The sequence below is a fragment of the Streptomyces sp. Tu 3180 genome, from assembly GCF_009852415.1.
GTDB lineage: Bacteria > Actinomycetota > Actinomycetes > Streptomycetales > Streptomycetaceae > Streptomyces.
In genome coordinates, this window is record NZ_WOXS01000002.1 from 1,171,808 (window position 1) to 1,197,647 (window position 25,840).

The window sequence follows — 25,840 nt, forward strand, 5'->3', positions numbered from 1 at the left end:
GAATCCGGCGCCCGGGCAGCCCGCACTCCCCAATGCAACATTCCAAACAGGCCCTAGGAGAGCGCCTCGTCCATGGACTCCTCCCGCCAGCGGCGCAGGAGTTCGTGGAAGGCGGGGGCGCCGTGCGGGTAGGCGGCCGGGCCGTTCGGGCGCCCGCGTCCTTCGCGGTTGTAGTAGCCGGGAGTGCACTCGGCGTGGAACCACTCGTGGTCGGGGGCGCCCTCGGCCAGGGTGGCGAGCCAGGCGTCCTCGGCCTCGCGGGACGGTTCGACGAGGGCGCCCCCGGCCTCGGCTGCCGCGACGAGGGCGGCGGCGTGCACGGCCTGCTCGTCCAGGACGTGGGTGAAGTTGACGCTGCTGGCGTTCTGCAGGGAACCCATCCGGATCAGGTTCGGGAAGCCGTTGCTGGTGAAGCCGTGGAGGGTGCGGACGCCGTGCCGTGCCCACGCGTCGAGCAGCCGGGTTCCTCCCCGGCCGTGGACGGGCAGCTTGCCGGAGTGGACGCCGGAGACGCCGACGGAGAATCCGGTGGCGAAGATCAGGCAGTCGAGTTCGTACACGGTCCCGCCGACCACGACGCCGTTCCCGGTGACGCGTTCGATGCCGTGGGTGTCGGCGGTGTCGACCAGGGTGACGTTGCTCCGGTTGAACGCCGGGTAGTACGTGTCGGAGAAGGTGGGGCGCTTGCAGGCGTACCGGTACCAGGGCTTGAGCTTCTCCGCCGTCGCCGGGTCCGTGACCGTCCGCTCGACGCGGGCGCGCACCTCGTTCATCTTGGCGGCGTCGGCGACCTCGTAGGCGGCCTCGAAGGCCTCCCGGTCACCGGTGCGCCGGAAGCTCGGCAGCAGCTTCTCCAGGAGGGGTGCCGACGACGTCCATCCGTCCGCCACGAGGTCCTCGTCGAACGCCCCGCCCGAGACGACGCGCAGGAAGTTCTCGCGGCGCTCGCGGGCCCAGCCCTCGCGGTCCGCGCCGACGTCCCCGGCCGTGGTGCGGCGGTTGGCGCGCACGTCCACCGTGGAGGGGGTGCGCTGGAAGACGTAGACGTGTCCCGCGTCCTCGGCCAGCATCGGAATGACCTGCACGCCGGTGGCGCCGGTGCCGACGACGCCCACGCGCTTGTCCGCGAGCCCGGTCAGGCCGCCGCCCGGGCCGCCGCCGGTGTAGGCGTAGTCCCAGCGGGACGTGTGGAAGGTGCGCCCCCCGAAGTCCCCGATGCCGGGTATCCCCGGCAGTTTCGGCTCGGTCATGGTGCCGGTGGCGGTGATGACGTACGTCGCCCGGAACGCGTCGCCGCGGTCGGTGGCCACGATCCACGTGCGGGAGCTCTCCTCCCAGGTCAGCTCGGTGACGGTGGTGGAGAACAGGGCGTCCGCGTAGAGGCCGGACTCCTGCGCGATCCGCACCGCGTGCTGCCGGATCTCCTCGCCCGGGGAGTACTTCCACTCCGGTACGTATCCGGTCTCGTCGAGCATCGGCAGGTACACGTGGGACTCGATGTCGCAGTGGACGCCCGGGTACCGGTTCCAGTACCAGGTGCCGCCGAAGTCACCGCCCTTGTCGACGACGCGGACGCGTTCCACGCCCTGCCGGCGCAACCGCGCCCCGGCGAGGATGCCGCCGAACCCGCCGCCGATGACAGCCACGTCGACGGTGTCGCGCAGCGGCTCGCGCCCTGCCACCTCGCCCACGTACGGGTCGGCGGCGCAGAAGCCGGACTCGGCGTCGGCGTCGAGGTACTGGCGCGGGCCGTCGGGCCGTATGCGCCGCTCACGCTCGCGGCGGTAGCGCTGCCGCAGCACCGCGAGTTCGTCGGGGGCCGGCGCCTGGGGGGACGTCATGTGGGGGGACCTCACTTCTCTCCGTCTGCCGTGCGCGGACCGGTCCGTCCGTGAGCTGCCGAACCGCCTTGGAACCGGACGGCCTTGACGCACCGTAGCAACAACCGGACAGTGTTGTCCGGTTAGAGTGCGGGGGCACGACGACCTTCGGACAGGAAGAGCGACCCCCATGCGACGACTCCGGAACCGGTCCCTGGCCGTGCTCGCCACGCTCGGCACCCTGGCCCTGGCCGGATGCGGCACCGACACGCGCACTCCCGGCGACGGGGCGACGTCCCCCGGCCCGGACGGGACCGTCACCGCCCACCGGTTCATGCGACTGACCACGGTCCACGAGGAGACCGGAATGACCCTGCTGGAGGGCCCGGTCTTCGGCGAGGACGGCCGGCTGGTCGTCGTCGACGTCACCGCACCCGCCGGAGAGCCGAAGGTGATGCGCGTCGACGTCCGGAAGAAGACGGTGCGGAAGGTCTTCACCGACAGCCGGGGGGCCTACACCTCGGCCCAGTTCAGCCCGCACGACGGCCGGCTCTACCTGTCCGACTTCGCCCACGGCGAGATCGTCTCCCTGGCCCCCGGCGGCGGCGACCGGCGCACCTTCTTCACCGGCGAGGTCGACGGCGCCCGGATGCAGCCCGACGACATCGCCTTCGACCGGGACGGCGACCTGTACGTCAGCGACTCCCTCGGCCTGTCCGAGGGCGAGGCGCGCGGCCGCGTGGTGCGCATCGACCGCGACGGCGGGGACGCCACCGTCCTGGCCGACGGTCTCGCCGCCACGAACGGCATCTCGTTCGACATCGGCTACCGCGGGCTGTGGATCAGCGAGCTGACGGAGAACCGGATCTCCTACCTTCCCGTCGGCAAGCGGGCCGGGGCGACCGGCCGGCACACCGCCGTCCGCGTCGACGGCGGCGTCGCCCAGGCCGACTCGATCGCCGTGGACGCGGACGGCAACCTGTACCAGGCGCTGCACGGCCGGCCCGCGATGGCCGTGTACGACCGGTACGGCAAACGCCTCGCGACGGTGGAGGTCCCGGCCCGCGCCGAAGGACTCGAGTCGGCGACCAACGTGGCGATCACGCCCGGCGGGACCAGGGCGTACATGACCGTCAGCGGACCCGCCGGCGGGTACCTGTACACCTTCGACGCACTCGCGGAGGGCGTACGGCAGTCCAACGGCGGCTGACGCCGCCCGGCCCTCACCCCTCGAAGGGCCGCACCGGTCCCACCGTGACGCCGAGCAGCCGCCAGGCCGCCAGCGCCCGGTGCTCGCGCTCCTCGCGAGTGGGGCCGGTGGCGGCTCCGGAGACCATGGCGACGGCGAGCATGAGGTCGTCCGGCGCGTCCGGAGCACCCAGGCGGTGCCCGTCCGGCAGGCACCGCCGCAGGGCGCGCTCGACCCGCTCGGACAGGTCCCGGGCGAACGCGTGGGCGTGGAAACGGCCGCTGACCCCGTCGGCGTGCAGGAGGCCGATGAAAGCCGCCGACTGCGTCAGGTGCCAGGTCACCACTCCCAGAACCCCGGCGAGGGTCGCGTCCTCGGCGTCCGCCGCCTGCTCGATCTGGCGCACGTTCTCCTCCAGGACCGCGGCCGCGATGGCGTTGCGATCGGGGAAGTGCCGGTACAGCACGCCCTGCCCGACCCCGGCCCTGCGCGCGATCCCGGACAGTGGAGCGTCCAGACCGTGCACCGCGTAGATCTCCCGGGCGGCGGTGACCAGAGCGGCCCGGTTGCCGGCGGCGGCCCCCGGTCCCCGGTTCGCGGGCCTCGGCTCGTCCGACGTGGGGCGTTGGGTCATCCGGACAGGGTAACGGGGGGACGCCGGGGGCCCGGTACCCGGTGCGCGGCACCCGGCCTCCGGCACCCCGCACTCACGTACCCGGCAGGCAGCACCCGGTACGAGCCGCTGCCCTCCCGCCCCGCGGTCCTACCCGACCCCCTCCGCGGCGACCGCGAGGGCCTGGCGCAGGGTCGCTTCCAACACGGCCGCGGCGGCGGCGCCTTCGCCCTCCTCCGCCGCGTACTCGCCCTCGGCGGGATCGCCGCGCCAGGCATAGTGCTCGACCGCCGCGCGCAGGGCCGCGTTGAACATCGCCGCACGGATCCTCACGCTCAGGTCGTCGGCCGGCAGCCCGGCCCGTTCGGCCAGGGCGCGGGCGAAGGCCGGCTCCGCCTCGTCGTAGGTCTGGAGCCAGACGGCGCGCAGCCCGGGCTCGGTCCGGGTGAGCCGGACCAGGGCGCCGACGGTGGCCCGGTCCGGGCCGCCGGCGATGCCCTGCCCCGTCGTCAGCCACCGGTCCAGGGCCTTCTCCAGGGGCCGGCCGGGCGGCCACTCCCGCAGGAAGGCGGCGATCGTGTCGATGCCCTCCGAGAACAGCGGCCTCACGCAGCTCTCCTTGCTCGGGAAGTAGCGCCACACGGTGCGCGCCGACAGGCCGACGGCCCGGCCGATCTGTTCGCCGGTCGTGGACGCGACGCCCTGGGTGACGAACAGGTCCACCGCGGCCCGGGCGATCTCCCGCCGGATCTCGGTCCTGCGCGCTTCGGTCAGGGGCGGCCGTCCCGTGCGGCCACGGGGTGCGGTCATCGGTTCCTCCGGCTGCGTTGATCGTGTGATCGAGCTCTCGGGAATCTTCCACCACGAGTTCATGTCACTCAGCGACAATAAGTCGTACGGTGATGGCGCCCGGGGTGACCGGGGCCCCGCACGACGAACAGGAGAGCTTCATGGCCGGCGCATTCGACGGACGCGGCGTCATCGTCACCGGGGCCGGGTCGGGGATAGGCCGTGCCGCCGCCCTGGCCTTCGCCGCCGAGGGCGCCCGGGTCCTGGTCGCGGACATCGACGCCGAGGGCGCCGCGTCGACGGTCGAGGCGGTGGAGAAGTCCGGTGGCACCGGGGTCGCCGTCACCGGCGACCTCGGCGACCGGGACGTCGTGGACCGGGTGACCCGGACCGCCGTCGAGCGCTTCGGCGGCGTGGACGTCCTGGTGAACAACGCCGGGATCATGGACGGGATGACGGCGCTGGCGGACGTGACCGACGCGCAGTGGGAGCGTGTCCTGCGGGTCAACCTGACCGCGCCCTTCCTGCTCACCCGCGCCGTGCTGCCGCACATGCTGGCGGCCGGCAGGGGCGCCATCGTCAACACCGCCTCCGAGGCCGGCCTGCGGGGCAGCGCGGCGGGCGCCGCCTACACGGCCTCGAAGCACGGCGTGGTCGGGCTGACCAGGAACCTCGCGGTGATGTACCGCAAGCAGGGCATCCGCGCGAACGCCATCGCCCCGGGAGGCACCGCCACCGGCATCGTCGTCGACGCCGACCCGGCCGGGCACGGTCCCGCGGCGCTCGGCCCCCACTTCGTCAACCTCGGCCGCCTGGCCCAGCCCGAGGAGCAGGCCGCCGCGATCCTGTTCCTCGCCTCGGACGCGGCGAGCAACATCAACGGAGCGATCCTGCCGGTGGACGACGGCTGGGCGGCGGTCTGACCGCTCCCGGGCGGCCGGTTCCCTGGCCGGCCGGGCGGTTCCTGACCAGCCGGCCGGGGGGTTCCCTGGCCGGCCGGGCGGTCTCCTGGCCGGCCGGGCGGTCTCCTGGCCGACCGGACGGCCCCCCTGTCGGCCGGGGGGTCCCCGAACCGGCCGGACCGCTCCGTGAGACCGCCGCGGGTGCGCGAGGTGCGCAAGACGCGCGTCCGCGTCCTCGCCCGTCCGGGTGCGGCCGGCCGTCCCCGGTGCGGCCGGCTTGACCTTGACACGGTGACAAGGTCTTGACTGCAGCCGAGGAGGTGGTCGCGATGGCCATGGCGAGGGAGCACACGAACACGGTGCGGGCGCTGGAGGGGCTGGAGCACGGCGACCCGGCGGTACGGCTGAGAGCGGCGCTGGCGGTCGGCACGGCCGCGGACCCGCGGTCCGTCGGCACGCTCGTCGGACGATGCGCGGTCGAGCCCGACTTCCACGTGCGCGACATGCTCACCTGGGCACTCACCCGCCACGCGTCGTCGACGACGGTCCCGAAGCTCCTCGAGGAACTCCGCTCGGAGCGCGCGCAGGCACGAAGCCAGGCCCTGCACACGCTGTCCAAGATCGGGGACCGGCGAGCGTGGCCGGCGATCACACGGGCGCTTCTGACCGACCCCGACGACGAGGTGGCGCGGAGCGCCTGGCGGGCGGCGGTCGTACTCGTGCCCGAGGAGGAGAAACCGCGACTGGCCGGAGTGCTGGCGACACAGCTCGGGCGCGGCGAACGCGAGACGTGGCTGAGCCTCAGCCGGGCGCTGACCGCGCTCGGCGAGGTGATCACGCAGGTCCTGGAGACCGCGATGACGGCTTCCGACCCCCGCGTGCGCGAACACGCGATCGCCACGGAGCGGCTGTTGCGCGACCCGGATGCCGGATCCGGGTTCGCGATCGAGGAGGCGAAGCGCATCGTCGCCCTCGGGCCGGCCGGCCAGGAGGGTTGACGGGCGGTGTTGATCGGTGAGGTGGCACGGCGGTCCGGGGTCAGCGCCCGCATGCTCAGGCACTACGACTCGCTCGGCCTGGTGCGCCCGACGGGCCGTACCGAGGCCGGCTACCGGGAGTACTCCGGGGAGGACATCCGGCGGATCTTCCACATCGAGAGCCTGCGGTCGCTGGGGCTGTCGCTGCGTGAGGTCGGGCGCGCGCTGGACGATCCCGGCTTCACGCCCTCGGAGCTGGTCGGTGACCTCGTCCGCCGGACGCGGGAACGCATCGCGCGTGAGACGGAGCTGCTCACGCGGCTCCGCCGGATCGGTGCGGCGGAACCCGCCGACTGGAAGGACGTCCTCCAGACCGTCGCTCTCCTCCAGGCCCTGAACTCGGAGAGCACCGGGAAGCGCCAGCGCGCGGCCCTGTCCTCGGCCGCGGAAGTACCGGTGCCGGTGGAGGCCCTGGTCGAGGCGGTGTTGAGCGAGACGGACCCGAACGTCGCCGGGGCCCTTCGCTGGGCCCTGGCGCGCTCGGGCGACGGCGGACTGGCACTGCTGGCGGAGGGCCTCGGCTCGCCCCTGGCCGAGGTGCGGGAACGTGCCGTCCGGTCCATCGCCGAGCTCCCCCACGACGAGGCGACCGCGGTGCTGCGGGACGCCCTCGCGAACTCCGACGTCGCGGTCCGCAGGAGCGCGGCCCTGGCGCTCGGGGCACGCCACGTGGCCGACGCGGTCCCGACGCTCATCGACATGATCGTCGAGGAGGTGAACGACGTCGACGCGGCCGACGCGCTGAGCACGCTGGCGGGTGATCCCGGGTCGGCGGACCGGATCGCCACCGGGCTCGTCGACCGCCTGGCCGACGGCACCCTCGCCGCGCCCGCCCGCCGACGGCTGACACAGGCGCTCGCCGACGTTCCGGGGGACACGGCGTCCCGCGCCCTGGCGGACCTGTCCCACGACGACGACCGTGTCGTCGCGCTCACCGCGGCCTACGTCCTCGAGCTGCGCGGCACACGGTGACGGGCCTTTCCCGGGGTGCCGGGTGGGGGACGGGGCCGTGCTGCCCTCGCCGCCCGCGGCCCAGGACCTGCGTCCCACCCCCGGCCGGCGGACCACCCGCCCCGCCGGCGCCCCGAAGTGCTCGGTGAGCGGCGGTCGTCCCCTTCCGCCGCGACGGCGGGCGCCGGTGCCGCCGGGCCGCGCGCGGCCCGGCGGCATCGGATCAGGCCAGTCGGTCCAGGATCCGCTCCACTTCCGCGAGGATCGCCGCGCCGACCGGTTCCAGCCGCGCTCGCTCGTGCAGCAGGGCCCACGCGGCCCGGACGATCTCGGTGCGGTGCGCGAGGTACCCGCGGATGTCGGTGGTGGGCACCTCGGGGACGCCCTTGTCGATCAGCAGTGAGGTGAGGTGGATCTCCCGGGCGAAGGAGTAGCAGCCGTGGAAGACGGCGGTCAGCGGCCGGTCGGCGTTCACCACGGGGCTGACGGCCCGGTCCTCGGGATTGGAGCACAGGGGCATCAGGTCGATCAGCGTGCTCATCCGGTTGTGGCCCGTCTCGTGGACCAGCGTCTGCGCCGCCATCAGCGCCGGACGGGGACTGCTGACGATCTGGCCGCGGAAGGCGTGGATGCTGTAGTTGTGCGGCCGCAGCCCGGCCCACGGCATGGGCAGCAGGCGCTCGACGCACGACCGCGTCTCCTCCCAGGCCTCCGGCCACACCGCGCGCAGCAGTTCCGCGGCCTCGGTGAACTCGTCGTGGAAGCGGGCCACGTCCGCCGGCTCGACGGAGGGCAGCACCTCGGTCGGCGGCAGGTGCTCGTCCAGCCAGTGGGAGGGGGCGGGCACGATCCAGGGGCCGTCGAGGACGCGTCCCAACGCCCCCGTGCCGGGCCCGTCCTCGGACAGGGCGACGGTGGTGCCGCCGCCGTCCCGGGCGATGACGGCACCGTCCGCCGCGACGCTCAGCGACCAGGTGCCGGTCGCCGAGCGCGCGGTGACCGCACGGCCCAGCCGGGGGACGGCCAGTCCCCCGTCGCGGTCCGCGAGGACCCGGATCTCGGGGACCGGCACCGCGCCGGCGACCGCCGCCAGTTCGGGCAGCAGGAAGAACGCGAGCCGGTGGGCGAGCGGGTCCTCCTGCCGGGCGACGGGCAGGTCGCTCGGGCCCTGCTTGGCCACCGCGATCCACGAGGTGATGTCGGGGCCGGCCAGCAACGCCTCCGGAGCGGTCCCGGAGGAAGCGGTGAGCGCCCGCGCGCAGGCCTGGTACAGCTCGCGCTCCGTCTCGCCGGCGGCCAGGGTGAAGCGCCGCAGCATCAGCTTCAGCAGGTCCCTCAGGTTCTTCCGGGCGAGCAGCGCGTTGAGCGGCGCGGCGCTGTCCGGCGGGCCGCCGGGCAGGACGAACCCGTCCACCGGGGGTTCGGGCGCCGAGGCGATGAACCGCTTCACCGTCGTCATGTCGATGTCGAGCCTGTCGACCGGTCCCCGTGCCGCGCGCATCGCCACTTCCCTCTCCGCCTTTCTCCTGGTCCGCTCGAGTGCGCCGCTGCTGCCGAGCGCCGTGACGGCCTCGGTCAGCCGTGCCTTCCTCAGCTCGGCGGTTCCGGGCCCGACCGGCAGCGGCCGGTGCCACGGCTCCTCGTGCCGCAGTTCGGCGCTCAGCGTGCGGTGCAGCGCCTGCCAGACCGTCCTGGCGTTCACCACCAGGCTGGCGCTGAGGCTGTCGCCCGCCGAGACGCCCCAGTGCCGCCACAGCAGCGGGATGTAGAGGACGTCACCGGGACCGAGGGTGAACTCCAGCGTGTCCCGCGACGGACCGTCCTGCGGCATCGGGGCGTCGCCCACGCCGGGTTCACCGAGCATGCGCAGCCGCCGCTGCTCCGGGTCCAGGGTGGCGGGCGAGGCCAGCCGCCACCGCTTCTCGCCCTCCAGCTGGATGGTGAAGTTGTCGCTGTTGTCGATGTGCGAGCCGATCGAGGAGCTGCCCTCGGTGAGGAACACGTCGCACCACACGTCGTCCCAGTCGAACTTCTCCCGGGCCGCCGCGCACAGTGCGGCCACACCCGGCAGTCCCTCGCGCAGCGCTTCGAGGAACCAGATGGACCGGCCGTCCGTCCGCACCCCGGTGGTGGCGGTGGCCAGCGCCCTGACCTCCTCGCGGCCGGGCGCCGGGGCGAGGAACATCCCCGCCGCGCCGCGGAGGACGACGGGTTCACGGCGCCACCGGGCGTCGAAGAACTCCTCGTCGAGCACTGCCAGCGGTTGCGGCCGCTGCGCCGCGGTTGCGTTCATCCTGCCGCTCCTTTCCCGAGCAGCTGCTGCTGCGCGTCGATCTGCCGCGACAGCCACGGCTGCCGCTCGATTCCCAGACGGTCGCCGAGACCGGCCGCCAGCCGGGCCGCGTCGGCGTGGAGCGGATGGCTGCCGGCGAACTCGAGGAGGGCGCGATGGGCCTCTTCGTACGCCCCGGTCCGCAGGGTGCACAGCGCCGCCAGGAAGGAGGACTTGACCTCGATGGTGTCCGTCCGCTCCCCGGTGGCACGGCAGAACCACTCCCCGGCCGCCGCGAAGGACTCCGTCCGGTAGTGGGACAGGCCGATTCCGTACGCCAGCCAGGAAGAGCGGCAGCCCGCTTCCGCCGCCTCGTGCCAGCACCGGCCCGCCTGGTCGACGTCGCCCGACGTGCGCAGGTGCAGCAGGCCCAGCAGGGCCGTGCCGACCGGGCCGAGCGGCGACAGCTCGGCCTCGTACCGGTCGAGCGGCACGGGGCCGCCGCCTTCGCCCCGCAGGGCGGTGAAGGTGGCCTCCGGCAGGGGGATCGCGTCCCGCTCGCGCTGCAGCGTCCCGCGTCCCAGTGCGCCGGCGAGGGCCGGGGCGAGATCGCGCCGGGCCTCCGGCAGGAAGCCGCTGCGCACCGAGTACGTCATGGAGTCGACGTTGCCGAGCAGGCCGTGCCGGTCCAGCAGGTCCAGGAGTTCGTCCGGCTGGTGGTCCTGCCCGGTGCGCACGTCGGCGAACCAGTCCAGGTCGAGGTCGACCCGGCTGTGCGGGTCCTGGGCGCCGGCGCCGAAGGTGGCGGGGGTGTGGATCACCAGGTCGAGGCCGCAGACGCGGGTGTGCAGCGCGCCCAGTTCGTCGAAGCGGGTGGCGTCGAGGACGTCGGGCTCGGCCGCGATCGCACTGAGCGCACCGAGCAGTCTGCGCCTGGCGGCCGGCGAGTCCGCCTCCCGGGTGGCCCGCACCCACGTGAGCCTCGACACCAGGCCGAGCGCGGCGCCGGCCGCGTAGAAGTCGTCCAGGCCGTAGCTGCCCGCCACTTCCCTGATGGGCAGTCGGCGGTTCTCGGCCCCGATCGGCCCCTCGCCGTCCAGGTGTTCCAGCCGTGCGGCCGCCGCCCGGGCGAGCGGCTTGAGATCGAGGTGCCGGTCGAAGCAGACGACCGACTCCGAGCGGTAGCCCAGCCGCACCCAGCTCGCCACCACCTCGCCGTGTTCCTCGTGCAGTGCGATCACGGGACGAGTCCTTTCCCTCGGAGCACCGCACGGGCCCGGCCGACCCGCTCGGCGCGTTCACCGGCCGTCCAGGCCCGCAGCCAGCCCGGCCGGGGTTCGGTGCCCCACAGCAGGGCGGCGACCAGGGGGACGCTCAGCCCGCCGGTGAAGTACCGGCCCCCGCAGGCCACGAACACGGTCGGTGCCGTCGGCTCACGGTCCGGGTCGCGCAGCAGCCGGACGCCGTCCGTCCAGGCGGCCCAGGACCGTTCGCCGGTGCGGCGCAGGTGCGGGTGGCGGATGAGGAAACCCGGCTCCGGGTGCCTGGCCAGGGTCTTGACCAGCGAGGCCAGCAGTTCCCGCTCGACCAGGAGGGCGGTGTCCGTGCCGCGGCCGGCCCGGTCGAGCAGGAATTCCCCGAACGCCTCGGTCACCGACCGGCCGCGCCGGAGGCCGAGCATGTCGACGTCGGAGCAGTGGTGCCCGCGCAGGAACTCCGCCACCGCGCGCTGCCCCGCGTTGTGCCGGTCCGGGTACAGCGCCCGCAGGCTGTGCTCGAAGTGCTCGCGCAGCGGTACACCGCCGATCGCGCCCTGTGCGATGCCCTGGGTGAGTTCGTGCGAGACCCTGGCCAGTTGCTCGACGTCCACCTCGCGCAGTGCGGCCGGGGCGGCCGGGTCCACCGGGCCGACGCCGTCGACTCCTCCGGTGCGCCGCGGGCTCGGGTAGCTGAGCCGGTGCTTGAACGCACGGTTCAGTTCGACGAGTTCGCCGCTGCCCACTGGTTCACCAACTTCCTCAGGCGTTCGAGGTTGGGAAGGCTCTTCGGCACCATCCGGCCCGACCTGTCGTAGTTGGGGTCCTCGTAGGTGACCGCTTCCAGCCGGGGGCACAGCTCCAGGAGCCGTTCCGCCAGGACCAGTTGCTCGTCCAGCAGGACACCGTGGTGCAGGTCCAGGAAGCGGTCGCGGCTGATCGCCGAGCCGGACAGGTGGAGTTCGGTGCACTGCGCCAGCGGCAGCCTGTCCAGGTCCGCGTACAGACCGGCTCCCCGCTCGCCCCGCCACCACCGCCAGCTCAGCAGGTGCCCCACGTCCAGGGTGACGTCGGTGCCGCTGAGTTCGGCGACCCGGCGGAAGAAGTCGTAGGCGTCCATGTCGCCCACCACCACCGTGACACCGTCGGTGAAGCCCGGGAACTCGACCCGCAGGACCGGGTCGAGTTCCCGCATCGCCTCGCGGATGCCGGCCGCGACGTGGGGGACGTTCTCCTCCACCAGGTAGGGCGGCAGGGGGTAGGGCATCGGTATGCCGCCGAGGGACCACATCCCCAGGTCCTCGACGACCCACTGCCAGTCGAAGTGCCGGTGCAGCTCGTTGGTGAACTCGTAGACCGGGCCGCGGTCGTAGGGCTCGACGGTGCCCAGGTTGAGCATGGTCTGGTGCAGGGCGACCGGGGTGCCGGCGGGAAGCTGCTCCATCAGGCGCCGGTAGGGCTCCAGGTAGTGCCCGGCCAGCAGCGGCACCGGCCCGCGGGGCTGGAAGGCGAAGGCGTAGTAGGCGTAGTCGGCGCCGTGACGGGCGAGGAAGTTGCGGACGCGTTCGTTGGGGCCGGGGTCGTCCGGGTCGAAACCGATCGGCGCTCCCCAGGGAAGGTCCATCCCGGCGCCCAGTCCCCGGCGTTCGGGGCGGCCCGCCCTGCCCGGGTGCGCCGTGGGTTCAGCTGTGGTCACCGACATCCGCCTCCTTCAGCAGGCCCAGCAGTCTGCGGCCGAGTTCGGTGCGCGCCGTCAGCCGGCGCGACGCGCCGGACGCCCGGAGGGTGACGTGTCCGGGCCCGATGCCGTACCGCATGCGCCAGCGCAGGTCGATCAGGCGTCCCCGCACGGGCACGACCCAGGGGTGCAGCACCAGTTCGTCGGCCGGCTTCGCACCGTCGGCCTTCTTCCACCGCGGGTGCTTCTCGTCGTTCTTGCCCGGCAGCACCACGCGCACCGTCTCGCGCAGCCAGTCGGCCCGTTCCTCGCGGGTGGGGCCCTCGTAGTCGATCACCCTGCCGTGCCGCCCGGCCAGATAGCTGAAGCCGCTGTTGGACTGGAGCTCGTCACCGTCCGCCAGCGTCAGTCCGGTGCGGTGACCGGGCTCGGCGGCCAGCAGCGACGTCGGTTCGGCGATCATCATCTGTGCGGCGTCGATGCCGAGCCGGGCCGAGTTGCGGACGAGGAACTCCCTGCTCGCCCGGGCCTCCTCCGCCGTCTCGCCCGGCAGGCCGCCCATGACGCTGAGCCGCAGCACGATGCCCGACTCGTCGAGCACCTCGACGATCCGCTGGTACAGGTCCGCCCGCACGCCCTTGTCGACGAGGTCGAGCAGCCGCTGGGAGTTGGTCTCGTAGCCGACGCTCATCAGCCGGCACCCGGCGTCGTGCATGCGCCGCACGAAGGCGCGGTCGGCGAGCAGGGGCTCCAGCCGGTTCCGGGTCGACCAGGTGAAGGTGTGACCGCGGGCGCGCACCAGCTCGGCCGCGCCGAGCACGAGGCGCAGGTTGCAGTTCTCGTCCACGAACGCCACGAAGCGTGCGCCCGTCCGGCGCAGGGCGTGCTCCACGTGGTCGGCGAGTTGCTCCTGGGTGAGCTGCTGGTACCGGCCTCGGCTGCGGTTGCCGTAGGAGCAGAACGTGCAGCGTCCCCAGTAGCAGCCCACGCAGGAGATGAGGGGGAGCTGCGGCTCGGGGCTCAGGTAGGAGGAGAAGGGCAGGCCGTCGAACTCGGGCGGCGGGTTGTCCGCGATGTGGTGCTCCGGCGCGGGAGAACTGCCGCGCGCGGTCACCAGTCCGGGCACTTCGTGGATCGGGCGGCCCGCCTCGACCGCTTCGGCCAGCCGGTGCAGCACCGCTTCGCCCTGGGTGGTGACGAGGGCGTCGACGTGGCCGAACGTCTCGGGCATGGCGGCCAGTTCCGCGCCGCGCATCATCAGCTGCTGTCCGCCGAGGACGACGATCGTCCCGGGAGCCCGCTGTTTCACCAGCCGCGCCATGCGGAAGGCGGGCACGAGCTGGCTGAAGTACGCGACGGAGACACCGAGGACGCGTGGCGGGTCGTCCGGGAGCAGGCCGAGGGTCAGCTCGTCGTGCTCGTGGGCGGCGAGGTCACCGGCCGGGGCCTGCGACTCGGCGAGGCGGAACACCTCGGACAGGCTCGTCGCCTGCCGGGTCAGCACGCTCCCCCGCAGCATGATGTCCAGCACGTTGTTGACCAGCCGGAAACCGACCTCGAACGGCAACGACGTGCTCTGCTTGCGGACGACGGTCCGGTGCAGCAGCTCCTGCCGTTCCACCGCGAAGGACAGCAGCGCCTCGTCGAACTCGTCCAGTCCGCCCAGCCGCAGCCGTTCTCCCAGCACCGCGGGGTCCAGGAGCCGGTGCGTCAGCGCGATGTTGAGATCGCTCTGGAGCGCCGTCACTCCGTGCCGGCGCAGGTAGGCGACCAGCATGGGCAGGCTGAGGTAGGGGAACAGACGTGCCTCGGTCACCCCGGGGAAGACCAGGTGCACCGCTGCCTGAGGTGTCCGCTGACGCACCGCTCCTCCTCGTCGGGCCGGCGGGGTTCGGTCCGGGCGCCGTGGCCGGCGAGCCGGGCCCTTTCCGGGGACCCGCTCGCCGGCCGCGGCCGTGGATCAGACGGCGAAACGGAAGGCGTGGAACGCCGCGCCGTCCTGGAGCTCGGCGGCCTCGACGACCTCGAGGCCGTCCAGCTCGGTCAGCAGGTCCTCGTTCACGTCCTGCTGGATCTGCTCTTCGTTCATGGCAATTCCTTTCTCGACAGGCGAGGGACAGCGTGCGGACACACCGGACCCCACAACGGAGTATTTCCTCTCCCCGGTGAAACTCCGCGTTCGGAGAATCCCTAATTCCGTTTCCGGAGAATCCCGAAGAGGTTCGAGACGCCGTCGGACTGCCGGCACCGCGGGTGTTCCCACTCCCGGCCGTGCAGCCGTCCGGCGATTTCAATGAGGGATGCGATCGGTGAAGGTCCGGCCGCACCGGTGCGGCGGCGCGCGGAAAGGAGCCGTTGGAGCGCCGCGCTCACGACCCGGCGTGAAGACCCGGCCGGACCCGCGGTTCGCGCAGTCGGCGCCGCGTCTTCGCACGCCGTGGAGCAGCAGGAATCACAGGAAAGCCCCCCATGGTCTCGCATCGCACCACGTACGACGCCCCCGTCGAAGCCCGGCGGACGAGCTCCTGGGACGAAGACGCTAGATAGGCTTTTCGGGACTGTCAACGACCACTATCCGCCAGTGGAACAGAATTCAACAATTACGGGAACTCCCTTGCACCGTGATGGGTGAAAATGCCCGCCGCACCACGGGGGCCGAACACGGAATGCCGTGACAGACGCGTGCACCGCCCCGTAAGCTCGGCCGGCACCATCACGGAGCGACTGTCCTGAACGTGTCGGCCGAAAACAGTTCTGACGCGGCCCTGGGAATGCCGGCGCGACGCGAGCCGCGCCGGTCACCGAGGCGATCCATCGAGGGGGAATCGTGGGGCGTGGGCCCTTCTCGCATCCTGGTTACCGCTGGCTGTGGTCCGGCCAGCTGGTCAGCATCATCGGTGATCAGCTGTTCCCCATGGCCGTCGTCGCCCTGGCGCTGGGCCGGGAGGAGTCCGCCTTCTCGCTCGGCGTGGTCTTCGGCTCCCGGTTCTGCGCGCTCGCGCTGCTCATCCTGGTGGGCGGCGTGCTCGCCGACCGGATGGACAAGCTCCGCCTGATGATGTCCAGCGACGTGGTCCGGCTCGCCGCGGTGCTGCTGCTCATCGCCCTGGGCAACGGCGCCCCGTTGTGGACGCTGGCCCTCATCACCTTCCTGATGGGCGCCGGCGAGTCGATCTTCCAGCCGGCCTACGACTCCGTCGTGCCCTCCCTCGTGCCCGAACAGGTGCTGGAGCAGGCCAACGCCGCCACGAACATGCTGAAGAACATCGGCCAGGTCGTCGGCCCGGCCGGTGCCGGTCTGCTGGTGGCGGCGGTCGGCCCCCGCAACGCCCTGTGGGTCGACGCCGCGACCTTCGCCGTCTCCTCGCTCACCCTGCTCATGGTCGGCCGGCGGATGGGCGCGCGGCGCCAGCCCGCCGGCCGGCGCGAGGAGTCGATGTTCGCCGAGGCCGTCGCCGGCATCCGGGTGGTGGTCCGGATGCGCTGGCTGATGGCGCTCGAGACGATGGCCGTCGTCCACGTGCTGTTCGCCGTCGGCCCCTGGTTCGTCCTGGTCCCGCTGATCGCCGACGACCGGCTCGGCGGCCCGGCCGGATACGGGTTCGTGCTGTCCGCCTTCGCCCTCGGCGGCATCGGCGGCGCGGCGGCGGCGGGCCTGCTGCAGAAGCTGTTCCGGCGGCCGGGCCTGTGGGCGCTGGCCGCGATCGGCCTCTTCGGCGTGGCCTGCCTCGCCTTCTCGGTGACCTCGTCCCTCCCCCTGCTCGTCGCGCTGTTCGCCCTCGGGGGCGCGGGGGTGCAGTTCTTCGACGTGCTCAAGACGAGCGCCATCCAGCGGCACGTCCCCCGTGCGCTCCTGGGCCGCGTCTTCGCCCTCGACTTCTTCGCCTCCTTCGTCGGGATGCCGGCCGGGCAGATGCTGGCCGGTCTGCTGGTGGTGGGCGCGCAGCAGGCCGTCACCGCGATGGCCGTCGCCGGCGCCGTCGTCTTCGTGACCGCCTTGCTGCCCCTGGCCGTGCGTGACGTGGCGACCCTGGGCGGACCCGGCGCCGAGCCGCCCCCGGCAGACGGCGCGAAGCAGGCCGCCGGCCAGGTGGCTCCCGCCGCCGGGACCGGCGCGGCCGAATGAGCACCACGGCCGGGACGCGGTCCGTGACCGCCGGACTGACCGCGTTGTGCGAGGCGTTGCCCGGGATGCGGGTCAAGGTGGAGAAGGACACCACGGGCTGGGCCGTGCTGGTGACCCACGAGGGCAAGGGCCTCGTCCAGTGGGGCGCCCGCTCGCCGGACGCGGCCGGTCTGCGCGCGGTGCTGCTGTCCGAGGGGCTGGACTCGCTCCGCACCGACCTGGCCGCCGTCCGGGCGTCCAGCCCGTTGCCCGCCCGGACGGCCGCCCCCGTGGTGATGACGCCGCTGATGGCCGCCATCGCCGTGCACGAGTGCATCGGGCACACCAGCGAGGCCGACAACTACGCCGAGTACGGGCACCGGTTGGGTGTCGCCCTCGGGGACCGCTGGACCGGGGTCCCGCTGACGGTGACCGACGACCCCACCCGGCCGGGGCACTGCGGATCCTACGTCCGGGACGACGAGGGCGTGGCGGCGGTCCCCGTCCGGCTCGTCGAGGACGGCCGCTGGAGCGGGCTGCTGACCAGCCGCGCCCACCCGGGCCCGGCCGGCGGCAACGGTCACGGCCGGCGCGCCCCCGGGGCCCGCGACGCGCTCCCCCGGATGGGCGTGCTGAGCGTGGGACCGGGCGAACACCGCGCCGAGGACCTCATCGCGTCGGTCGCGGACGGGTTCCTGCTCGGCGCCCCGCGCGAGGGCGGCTCGGTGCGCGAGTACGTCCTGCTCAAACCCGCCTGGGCCCGGCGGATCCGCGACGGCCGCGTCACCGGGGAGGTGTACACCGACCTGGTGATACGCGGCCGCAAGGCGCAGCTCATGAGAAGGCTGCGCGGCATCGGCGACCGCGTGGTGATGAACGACCCGTACCACCGCTGCGCCAAGAAGGGCCAGGAGGTCCCGGTCTCCCTGGAAGCCCCGTACCTGCTCTTCGACGACCTGCTGCTCTATCCGGACGGAGGAACACCATGACGGAGTTCGTGAGGGGCTTGAGCTACGAACGGTTCCTGGCCGAGTACTGGCGCCGGAAGCCGCTGTTCGTCAAGGGCGGCGCGCACGACCTCCTGGAGCGGACGCTGAGCTACGAGGAGGCGGACGCGATCGTCGCGCAGGTCCGTGAGCGGGCACCCGACCGGCTCGCCTGCGACCCGGGGCGCATCGAGTTCGTCAAGGGGGCCGACGCGGTGAGCCCCGAGCTGGCCGGGCGCGCCGGTGAACTGCAGGCCAGGCTGGGATGGCCGAGGGTCACCTTCGACGTCTCGCGCACCCACGCGCCCGGCAGCATCGGCTGTCACTTCGACTACGACGACAACTTCACCCTCCAGCAGGACGGGAGCAAGGTCTGGCGCGTCGGCTCGCCCGCGGCCGTCCCGGAGGCGGACCGGCGCCGGCGCGTCCTGGAGGATCCGACGATCTCGGGGCAGTTCTACCTGACCGACGACTACGAGGAGTTCGTCGTCGAGGCCGGCGACCTGCTGTACATCCCGCTCTTCCACCCGCACTGGGGCACCTCGACCGGCCGTTCCCTCTCCCTGACGATGACCTGCAACCTGCTCACCCCGCTCACCGAACTCTGGCCGGTGCTCCGTGAGGAACTGTCCGGACTCCGGCAGTGGTGGCACCCCGCACCGTTGCCGGCCGTCCCGGACGAGCGGGCCCTCGACGAACTCCTCGACACGCTCGCGGACCCGGCGGTGCGCCGGCGCGTCCTGGCCCGGTGGCGGGAGGCCCGCCGGCACGCGGTGGCCCACCACCGTCCCGAACTGCGCCCGGCCCGCCCGGAGCCCGCCCGGGTCGACCCCGTGACGGTCGACGTCACACCGATCAAGCCGCTGTTCTCCACCGCCGGGCCCCCGGTCGGCCTCGAGGACGCGGCGCTGCCCGGAGAGGCGACCGCCCGGCTGGGCCCCCTCGTCGCCAAGCGGTACCTCAAACGGCTGCTCGTACTGGCGCGGGACCGGGCGGGCGTGTGCGGGGACGCCCGGCTCGCCGCGTCCGTCCAGGCGGTGGTGAACGGGCTCACGCGGCTGCCGCACCCGGTTCTCCTGGCCTGGTGCCGCAACCCCGAGGTCACGTCCTGGGTGCGGCAGGCGGAGCGCGAGCGCACGGCCGGCTACCGGCGCACCCCGGACACACTGCTCGGTCACCTCACGGCGTTCTGCCTGCCCGAACTGATCCGGCACCGGGTGCTCGAACCGGGCGCGTCGCTGGTGGCCGCCCTCAGCGGCCCGGAGGAACTGGCCCTTCCGTCGGCCGGCCGGGTGATCGGGCTGCCGGAGGCGGCGGACGGGACGGTCGCGCCGGACGGGACGGACGGGACGGTCACGGTGCGGGTGGACGCACTCCACGCCGAAGTCGGTGGAGTGCGGCTGCCGTTGACGGACCTGACCGGTGAGACCGCGGGCCCGCGGGTGCGCGCGATGCCGGCCCTCGCGGACGACGGTCCCTACGTGCTGCCCGCGCACTCCTGGTACACCGCCTTCCACCCGGCCGGCCACCGGTATCCGCACCCGCCGGCCGGGGAGCCCCTGGACGCGTTCCTGGCAACGGTGACGCAGGCCCTGGCCCTGGTCGAGAAGGTCTGGGCGCCGGCCGCCGAGGACATCCGCGACTCCCTGCGCCGGCTCGCCCCGGCGAACGCCCCGCTGCCCGAGAGCGCGCCCGCCTTCCGCGGCGCGGCCGTCGTGGGCGGCAGCGACCCCGTGCAGGCCGCCCGGCACCTGTGCCGGGCCGCGGCGTGCGCGCGCCACGACGCGCTCACCGACCTGTACCGCCTGAGCGAGGAGCCGGGTGCCCTCGTGCACCCTTCCTCCGCCGGGGCCGGCGTGCCGGCCGCCGCCTTGCTGCGGGACACGTACGCGGCGGTGAACGAGCTGGAGTTCCTGCGGCGTCACGACTCGCCGGCGTCCGCCCCGGACCTGGCCGGACGGGTCGCCGGGTCCCTCGCCGCCCTGCGGCGCGACGGGCGTCTCACCTCCCACGGTCGTACGCTGCTCGCCGGGTTGTCCGCGCAGTCCCACCGGCCCGGGTGACGGGGAGGCCCGGCAGCATGTCCGTGGGCCGGCCGCCGCGCCCCCGCGTGGTCCGACCGCCCCGTGGCCCGGGGATGTCCCCGCCCGGGCCGGCGGACAGCGTCGGTGGCCTCCCGTCCGAGCGCGGTGTCAGGCCAGGCCGCGCAGCGCCTCGCCGAGCGTCGCCACCCCTTCGGCGATGACCCCGGGCGGGGTGGCCGCGTAGCCGAGGACGAGGCCGGGGCGGCCGGGGAGCTGCCGGTGCCACGACAGCGGCTGGCACTTCACGCCCCGGGCGAGCGCGGCGGCGGCGAGTTCGGTGTCGGGCACCTCCGGCGCGTACGTGACGGTCAGGTGCAGGCCGGCCGCCGCGCCGTGCACGACCGCGCCCGGCAGGTGCTCGGCGACGGCGCCGATCATCGCGTCGCGGCGCCGCCGGTGACGGCCGCGGAGCAGCCGCAGATGCCGCTCCAGGTCGCCGGACCGCATCAGTTGGGCGAGCACCAGCTGCGGCAGCACGGCACTGCCCAGGTCGGCGAAGCGTTTCGCGTCGGTCAGCGCGTCGCGGTAACGGGGCGGCGGCACCACCCAGCCGATCCGCAGCGCGGGCGCGAGCAGCTTGGACACGCTGCCCATGTAGCACACCCGGTCGGCCAGCAACGCGCGCAGCGCGGGCACCGGCGGCCGGTCGTAGCGGTGCTCCGCGTCGTAGTCGTCCTCCACGATCAGCCCGCCGTCCCTCGCCCAGAGCAGCAGCTCGCGGCGGCGCTCGCCGCTGGTCACCACGCCGGTGGGGAACTGGTGGGCGGGCGTGAGCAGCACCGCGCGGGCGCCGGTGGCGCGCAGTGCGTCGACGCGCACGCCGCCGTCGTCGACCGGCACCGGCGGGGTGGCCAGGGCGCCGTTCCGCAGGTGCTGGCGGGTGCCGAGCGAACCGGGGTCCTCGAGCGCGACGCCGTCGATGCCGTCCGCCCGCAGCGCGGGGTGCAGCAGCGTGAGCGCCTGCGCGATGCCGGCGACGATCAGCACGTCGTCCGGCTCCACCCGGATGCCGCGGCCGGACGCCAGCCAGTCGGCGACGGCGCGGCGCAGCCGTGGGGCGCCGCGGGGGTCGCCGTAGCCGAGGTCCTCGGCGGACAGCCCGGCGAGCACGGCCCGTTCGGCGCGCAGCCAGGCCGCGCGGGGGAACACCGTGAGGTCGGGCCGGCCGGGGGTGAAGTCGATGCGCGCGGGGGCGGCGCGCAGCGCGTCGAAGACGCCGGCGCCGGGCTCGCCGGCGAACAGCGTGCCCGGCACGGCCCGGTCGGCGGCGACCGGCGCCGGGCCCCGGGACGGTCCGGTCCCGGAGGGCGCCACCGGCCGCGGGGGAGGTGCCGCGACCACCACCGTCCCACCGCGCCGGCGCCCCTCGACGTGGCCGTCCTCGGCCAGCCGCCGGTACGCCTCGGTGACCACCCCGCGCGAGACGCGCAGTTCGGCGGCCAGCACCCGGGTGGGCGGCAGCCTGCTGCCCACCCCCAGCCGGCCGTCGGCTATCGCCTGCCGCAGCCGCCGGACCAGCCAGTCCGCCTTGCCGTCGGCGGGTACGTCGCCGGCGCCGAGCTGCAGGAAATCGGAGCCGTGGGCCGGGGATCCGCGGCCCGGCGACTCGGCTGCCGTCATGGGCACGGCGGCCGTCGCGCCCGCTGCCCGTCCTCCCTCGTCCACCGGGCCGATGGTGTCACAGGCCACGGCGGCCCGGGCGCGCCCGCCCGGGCTCCTCACCGCCGAAGACGAACTCCGGTGCGGACGGGGTGAGGACGGCCGCCACGGGGTCGGCCGGCCAGTGCGCCGCCAGCTCCTCGGCCACGGTCCCCAACAGCTCCGGCACGGCCTCGGCTCCGCCGTCGTGCAGGGCCTCCGCCACCACCAGGATCCGGCGGGTGCGCTCACCGACGGCGGAGTGGCCGCTCTGCCGGTTGGTCCAGCGGCGCGCGTGCGCCCGTCCGGCGGAGTCGACGAAGGTCACCTCGCCGGGTGCGGGGTGTTCGGTGGCGCCGCCGAAGGTCGTGTAGTGCTCGTCGCCGCGGGCGTGGCGCACCTCGAGCAGGGGGCCGGTGATGCGGTCGGCGTCGAGGACCGCCACCGGGACCGCGTAGGCGACCGAGATCGCGTTGCACAGGTCGACCACCGGATGGATGCGGGGCAGTTCCCCCTCCTTCCTCAACCTCCGCAGCAGCGACTCCGAGGCGCAGCGGTACTGCGTCGGTCTGAGCCCCATCCGGGAGAAGGCCCGCCGCCAGGCCAGCACTTCGGGGAACCGGCTCTCGCCGGAACCGGCCAGCCGGGCCGCGGCACGGGCGGTGTACTCGGCGACGCGTGGGCCGACGTCGGCGGCGGCGTCGACGCCGCTGGCCCGGAGCGCGCCGGCGACGAGTGCGGGGTGGTCGGACCAGATCGCGTCCGCGTGCCGGAAGCGCATCTCACGCCACCGCCAGCCACGCGCTCAGGCCCACGAAGCACGCGGCGAACGCACGGCGGATGCCGGTCATCACCCTCGGCCGGGCCAGGACACGGTGGCGTACGGCGGCGGCACACGTCCCGTACGCGGCGAAGACGACGAAGGTCAGCGCCATGAAGACGGCGCCGAGCTCGAGCATCACGCCGAGGGAGCCGGACTCCTCGGCGGGCACGAACTGCGGCAGGAACGCGACGAAGAACACCGTGAGCTTCGGGTTGAGGAGGTTGACCAGTACCCCGGAGGCGATCACACGGGCCGCCGGCCGCGGCTCGGCCTCCCCTGAGGGGGCCAGGGCCTCCTCGTCGCGAAGCGTCGCCCACGCCATGTACAGGAGGTAGCCGACGCCGAGGTACTTCACCACCTCGTAGGCGAGGACGCTGGTGTGCAGCAGCGCGGCGAGTCCGGTGACCGTCGCCGCCAGGTGCGGCACGATGCCGAGGGTGCAGCCGAGCGCGGCGGCCACGCTCGCCCGGCGGCCGTGGGACAGTCCGGCGGCCAGGGTGTACACCACGCCGGTGCCGGGGGTGACCACCACGGCCAAGGTGGTCAGCAGGAATGCGATGCTCAAGGAGACCTCCGCGAGATTCGGGGTCCTCCCACCCTGTCCCGGTCGTGGTCCGGTGGACAGGGCCAAAGCGTGCCGGGCCGACTGGTCCATAAGGGCCGGGCCGGCGGGCGCGGTACGCCCCGTCGCACGCACCGCCCGCGGCCGGACCGGCTCGCCGTTCCCGGGTCCCCGGTGCGAGGGGCGTCCCGAGGGCGTCGCGGCCGGGAAGCGGCGGCGCGGACACCTCGGGAGGGCGGAGCAGCCCCTCGCGCGCGTTCCGCCACCGGGTTCCGGCCCGGGCACCGTCCTCGTCAGAAGGCTTCGTCGTCCCACTGGTCGAGCAGGGCGTCGCCGAGGTTCCCGGGTTCCGCCGCACCGTCGTGAAGGGACTGCTCGGTCCAGATGACCTTGCCCGCGGGGACGTAGCGGGTGCCCCAGCGCTCGGCGTACTGGGCGACGAGGAACAGGCCGCGGCCGCCCTCGTCGGTGGTTTTGGCCCGGCGCAGGCGGGGCGAGGTGCTGCTGCCGTCGGACACCTCGCAGATCAGGCTCCGGCCGCGCATCAGCCGCACCGTGATCGGGGCGCCTCCGTAGCGGATGGCGTTGGTGATGAGCTCGCTGAGGATCAGCTCGGTGGTGAAGCTGATGTCGTCCAGACCCCAGTCCGCCAGTTGCCGGGCGCAGGCGGCGCGGACCGGCGCCACCGCCGCGGGGTCGCGGGCCACCTCCCACTCGGCGAAGTCCGAGGGGTCGAGGCGCCGCGTGCGGGCCACGAGCAACGCGATGTCGTCGCTCGGCTGGGCGGGCAGCATGGCCTCGATCACCGCCGTGCAGGTGGCCTCCGGGGTGCGGTCGGACCCCGTCAGGGCGGCGCGCAGTGCCTCCAGGCCGGTGTCCAGGTCGCGGTAGCGGTTCCGGTCGTGGATCAGCCCGTCGGTGTAGAGCACCAGTTTCGAGTCCTCGGGCAGGGTCAGCTCCGCGGCCTCGAAGGGCAGGGCCGCGCCCAGGCCCAGCGGCGGGGAGACCGGCAGGTGGGGGAAGGTCACGCTCCCGTCCGGGTGGACGACAGCGGGCCCCGGGTGGCCGGCGGTGGCGGCGGTCACCTGCCCGGAGACGGGATCGTAGACGGCGTACAGGCACGTGGCCCCGGTGATCTCCTGTCCGTCCTGTTCCTCGGCGGCGGCCTCGTGGGTGTCGATGTGGGCCACCAGCTCGTCCAGATGGCCCAGCAGCTCGTCGGGCGGCATGTCCAGGGTGGAGAAGTTGTACACGGCGGTACGCAGCCGGCCCATGGTGGCCGCGGCGTGCAGGCCGTGGCCGACGACGTCGCCGACCACCAGCGCCACACGGGCGCCGGACAGGGGGATGACGTCGAACCAGTCGCCCCCCACCCCCGCCCGGGCCGGCAGGTACCGGGAGGCCGCCTCCAGCGCGTTCTGCTCGGGCAGGCCCCGGGGCAGGAGGCTGCGCTGCAGGGTGACGGCCATGGCGTGCTCGCGGGTGTAGCGGCGGGCGTTGTCGATGGCGATCGCCGCACGGGCGGTCAGCTCCTCGGCGAAGGACTTGTCCTCCTCCTCGAACGGTGCGGAGGAGCCCGCCCGCCAGAAGTGCGCCACTCCCAGCAGTGCCTCCCGCGCCCGCATCGGCGCCACGACGAGGGAGTGGACGCCCCGTTCCAGCACCCGTCGCCCGCGCTCGGGGTCCCGTGCCCGCCAGTCGTCGGACGCCCTCAGATCCGTCTCCAGGACCGCCCGGTGGCTGGCCGCCGCGGCGGCGCCGGGGCCGGCGGGCGAGAGCCGGATCAGCTCGCCGACGGGAGAGAGGCCGTAGTCGCCCTCCCGGCCGTGGACGGCGGTACGGCGCAACTCCGTGACCGCGCCGGGCGGCTCCTCGCCCCGCAGGACGGAGTCCGACAGCTCCACGGTGACGACGTCGGCGAACCTCGGCACGGACACCTCCGCCAGTTCCTGAGCGGTACGCGTCACATTCAGCGTGGTGCCCACCCGCACCCCCGCGTCGTACAGCAGCTTCAGCCGCTCCCGTGCCACCTCCGCCCGCCCGGTCACGGTCGCCAGCTCCGTGCTGTCCCGCAGCGTCACCACGCTGCCCGCCTGTCCCCCGTGCGGGGCCGTGGACCGCTTGTTCACCGCCAGCAGCCGGTCCCCGACCAGACGCACCGCGTCCGTGACCGGCTCGTCCGACGCCAGCAGCCGCGTCATCTCCTCGTCCAGCCCCAGGTCCGCCACCCGGCGCCGCTCCGTGTTCGCCGGGAGGTCCAGCAGCCGTCGGGCCTCGTCATTGGCCAGCAGCACCCGCCCTTCCGCCTCGGTGATCAGCACGCCCTCCCGCACGGCGTGCAGCACCGCGTCGTGGTGCTCGTACATCCGGGTCATCTCCGCCGGGCCCATGCCGCGCGTCTGCCGCCACAGCCGGCTCGACACCAGGGCCGCCCCCGCGGTGGACAGCACGAGCGCGGCCGCGCCGGCGGCGAGGATGATCGGCAGCTGCCGTTCGACCATGTCGCCCACGTTCTCCACCGTGATCCCGGCGGACACCAGGCCGACCACGGAACCGTCGGCGCCGGTCACCGGGACCACGGCCTGCACGGCCGTTCCCCCGCCGGCGGGCAGCATCGGTCCGCCGGCCTCCTCGACGACGGTGCGGCCCTCCAGCGCCGGTTCGATGGTGCCGACGAACTTCTTCCCGATCTGCTTCGGGTCGGGGTAGGTGATGCGGACACCCTCGGTGTCCAGGACCACGATGAAGTCCACGCCCGCTCTCTGACGGGCGGCTTCGGCGCGCGGCTGCAGGACGGCCGTCGGATTCCGGGCGTCCAGCGCCTCGGCGGTGCCCGGGGCGTTCGCGAAGGATGCGGCCGCCGTCACCGACACGCGCTCGGCCTCTCTCTCACTGTCACCGTCGGCCTGGATCACCAAGGCCGCCGTCGCGGCTCCGACCAGCAGCAACACGGTCGCGATCTGCAACAGGAACGCTTGCCCCGCCGTGGTGCGCGGGCTCAGCAGGGAACGCGGCCCCAGCCTCGAACCGCGACGCGAGCCGCCGGTTTCGCGCGGGTCGAAGCGGTCTCGCGACCGTCGTTTCGGGCGGAATGACCGCTTTCCTTCCATGGCCACTTTCTACATCGCTTTGCAC

Annotated in this window: 20 protein-coding genes; 7 read left to right on the forward strand and 13 right to left on the reverse strand. The window is 73.9% G+C overall.

Annotated features, from left to right (window positions below; translation table 11 throughout):
- Positions 1-53: 53 nt before the first annotated feature.
- The gene (locus GL259_RS06170; protein WP_159529922.1) at positions 54-1,841 is read right to left on the reverse strand and encodes an NAD(P)/FAD-dependent oxidoreductase; all 1,788 of its coding nucleotides are present in this window, start codon (positions 1,839-1,841) and stop codon (positions 54-56) included.
- 169 nt (positions 1,842-2,010) lie between these two features.
- Between GL259_RS06170 and GL259_RS06175 the strand changes: the two genes are divergently transcribed.
- Positions 2,011-3,030 carry an SMP-30/gluconolactonase/LRE family protein gene (locus GL259_RS06175; protein WP_159529924.1) on the forward strand — a complete coding sequence of 340 codons (1,020 nt, stop codon included), beginning with the start codon at positions 2,011-2,013 and terminating at the stop codon, positions 3,028-3,030.
- Between the two features lie 13 nt (positions 3,031-3,043).
- Here the strand turns inward: GL259_RS06175 and GL259_RS06180 are convergent, their stop codons facing one another.
- Positions 3,044-3,643 carry a TetR/AcrR family transcriptional regulator gene (locus GL259_RS06180; RefSeq protein WP_159529926.1) on the reverse strand — a complete coding sequence of 200 codons (600 nt, stop codon included), beginning with the start codon at positions 3,641-3,643 and terminating at the stop codon, positions 3,044-3,046.
- Between the two features lie 129 nt (positions 3,644-3,772).
- On the reverse strand, positions 3,773-4,432 hold the full coding sequence (locus GL259_RS06185; protein WP_159529928.1) for a TetR/AcrR family transcriptional regulator: 660 nt from the start codon (positions 4,430-4,432) through the stop codon (positions 3,773-3,775).
- A gap of 140 nt (positions 4,433-4,572) precedes the next feature.
- Here GL259_RS06185 and GL259_RS06190 point away from each other — a divergent pair, with 140 nt between their 5' ends.
- The 3 genes from GL259_RS06190 (at position 4,573) to GL259_RS06200 (ending at position 7,322) form a co-directional block, all read left to right on the forward strand.
- Entirely contained in the window at positions 4,573-5,334 is a 762-nt protein-coding gene (locus GL259_RS06190) for an SDR family NAD(P)-dependent oxidoreductase (protein WP_159529930.1), read from the forward strand.
- A gap of 308 nt (positions 5,335-5,642) precedes the next feature.
- Entirely contained in the window at positions 5,643-6,311 is a 669-nt protein-coding gene (locus tag GL259_RS06195) for a HEAT repeat domain-containing protein (protein ID WP_159538419.1), read from the forward strand.
- 6 nt (positions 6,312-6,317) lie between these two features.
- Complete coding sequence (locus GL259_RS06200; protein WP_159529932.1) at positions 6,318-7,322, forward strand: MerR family transcriptional regulator; 1,005 nt, start codon at positions 6,318-6,320, stop codon at positions 7,320-7,322.
- A 202-nt stretch (positions 7,323-7,524) separates the two neighbouring features.
- On the opposite strand, the gene GL259_RS06205 is transcribed toward GL259_RS06200, so the two are convergent.
- The 6 genes from GL259_RS06205 to GL259_RS39300 form a co-directional block, all read right to left on the reverse strand.
- Positions 7,525-9,594: an HEXXH motif-containing putative peptide modification protein gene (locus GL259_RS06205; RefSeq protein ID WP_159529934.1), complete on the reverse strand. Its 2,070-nt coding sequence runs from the start codon at positions 9,592-9,594 to the stop codon at positions 7,525-7,527.
- A complete protein-coding gene (locus tag GL259_RS06210; RefSeq protein WP_159529936.1) occupies positions 9,591-10,814 on the reverse strand; it encodes a hypothetical protein in 1,224 nt (407 codons plus the stop codon). The genes GL259_RS06205 and GL259_RS06210 overlap by 4 nt, the downstream gene beginning before the upstream one ends.
- Entirely contained in the window at positions 10,811-11,575 is a 765-nt protein-coding gene (locus GL259_RS06215) for a hypothetical protein (RefSeq protein ID WP_159529939.1), read from the reverse strand. Before GL259_RS06215 ends, GL259_RS06210 begins: the two co-directional genes overlap by 4 nt.
- On the reverse strand, positions 11,548-12,525 hold the full coding sequence (locus GL259_RS06220) for a DUF692 family multinuclear iron-containing protein (RefSeq protein ID WP_243762262.1): 978 nt from the start codon (positions 12,523-12,525) through the stop codon (positions 11,548-11,550). Before GL259_RS06220 ends, GL259_RS06215 begins: the two co-directional genes overlap by 28 nt.
- A complete protein-coding gene (locus GL259_RS06225; protein ID WP_159529943.1) occupies positions 12,512-14,371 on the reverse strand; it encodes a radical SAM protein in 1,860 nt (619 codons plus the stop codon). The genes GL259_RS06220 and GL259_RS06225 overlap by 14 nt, the downstream gene beginning before the upstream one ends.
- A gap of 96 nt (positions 14,372-14,467) precedes the next feature.
- The gene (locus tag GL259_RS39300) at positions 14,468-14,596 is read right to left on the reverse strand and encodes a hypothetical protein (protein ID WP_279578620.1); all 129 of its coding nucleotides are present in this window, start codon (positions 14,594-14,596) and stop codon (positions 14,468-14,470) included.
- Positions 14,597-15,334: 738 nt separating this feature from the next.
- On the opposite strand from GL259_RS39300, the gene GL259_RS06230 reads away from it, so the two are divergent.
- From GL259_RS06230 to GL259_RS06240, 3 genes are read left to right on the forward strand one after another with little or no spacing between them, the layout of a single operon-like run.
- Positions 15,335-16,633: an MFS transporter gene (locus tag GL259_RS06230; RefSeq protein ID WP_159529945.1), complete on the forward strand. Its 1,299-nt coding sequence runs from the start codon at positions 15,335-15,337 to the stop codon at positions 16,631-16,633.
- 23 nt (positions 16,634-16,656) lie between these two features.
- Positions 16,657-17,601 carry a metallopeptidase TldD-related protein gene (locus tag GL259_RS06235; RefSeq protein WP_159529947.1) on the forward strand — a complete coding sequence of 315 codons (945 nt, stop codon included), beginning with the start codon at positions 16,657-16,659 and terminating at the stop codon, positions 17,599-17,601.
- Positions 17,598-19,661, forward strand: coding sequence for a cupin domain-containing protein (locus GL259_RS06240; protein ID WP_159529949.1), 2,064 nt, complete (start codon positions 17,598-17,600; stop codon positions 19,659-19,661). Before GL259_RS06235 ends, GL259_RS06240 begins: the two co-directional genes overlap by 4 nt.
- 129 nt (positions 19,662-19,790) lie before the next feature.
- Here the strand turns inward: GL259_RS06240 and GL259_RS06245 are convergent, their stop codons facing one another.
- From GL259_RS06245 to GL259_RS06260, 4 genes are all read right to left on the reverse strand, one after another.
- Positions 19,791-21,302: a PLP-dependent aminotransferase family protein gene (locus GL259_RS06245; protein ID WP_159538421.1), complete on the reverse strand. Its 1,512-nt coding sequence runs from the start codon at positions 21,300-21,302 to the stop codon at positions 19,791-19,793.
- Between the two features lie 58 nt (positions 21,303-21,360).
- Positions 21,361-22,101, reverse strand: a complete 741-nt coding sequence (locus GL259_RS06250) for a phenylalanine--tRNA ligase beta subunit-related protein (protein ID WP_159529951.1) — start codon at positions 22,099-22,101, stop codon at positions 21,361-21,363.
- Position 22,102: 1 nt separating this feature from the next.
- On the reverse strand, positions 22,103-22,708 hold the full coding sequence (locus GL259_RS06255; RefSeq protein ID WP_159529953.1) for a LysE family translocator: 606 nt from the start codon (positions 22,706-22,708) through the stop codon (positions 22,103-22,105).
- A gap of 290 nt (positions 22,709-22,998) precedes the next feature.
- Complete coding sequence (locus tag GL259_RS06260; protein WP_159529955.1) at positions 22,999-25,815, reverse strand: SpoIIE family protein phosphatase; 2,817 nt, start codon at positions 25,813-25,815, stop codon at positions 22,999-23,001.
- Positions 25,816-25,840: the final 25 nt, after the last annotated feature.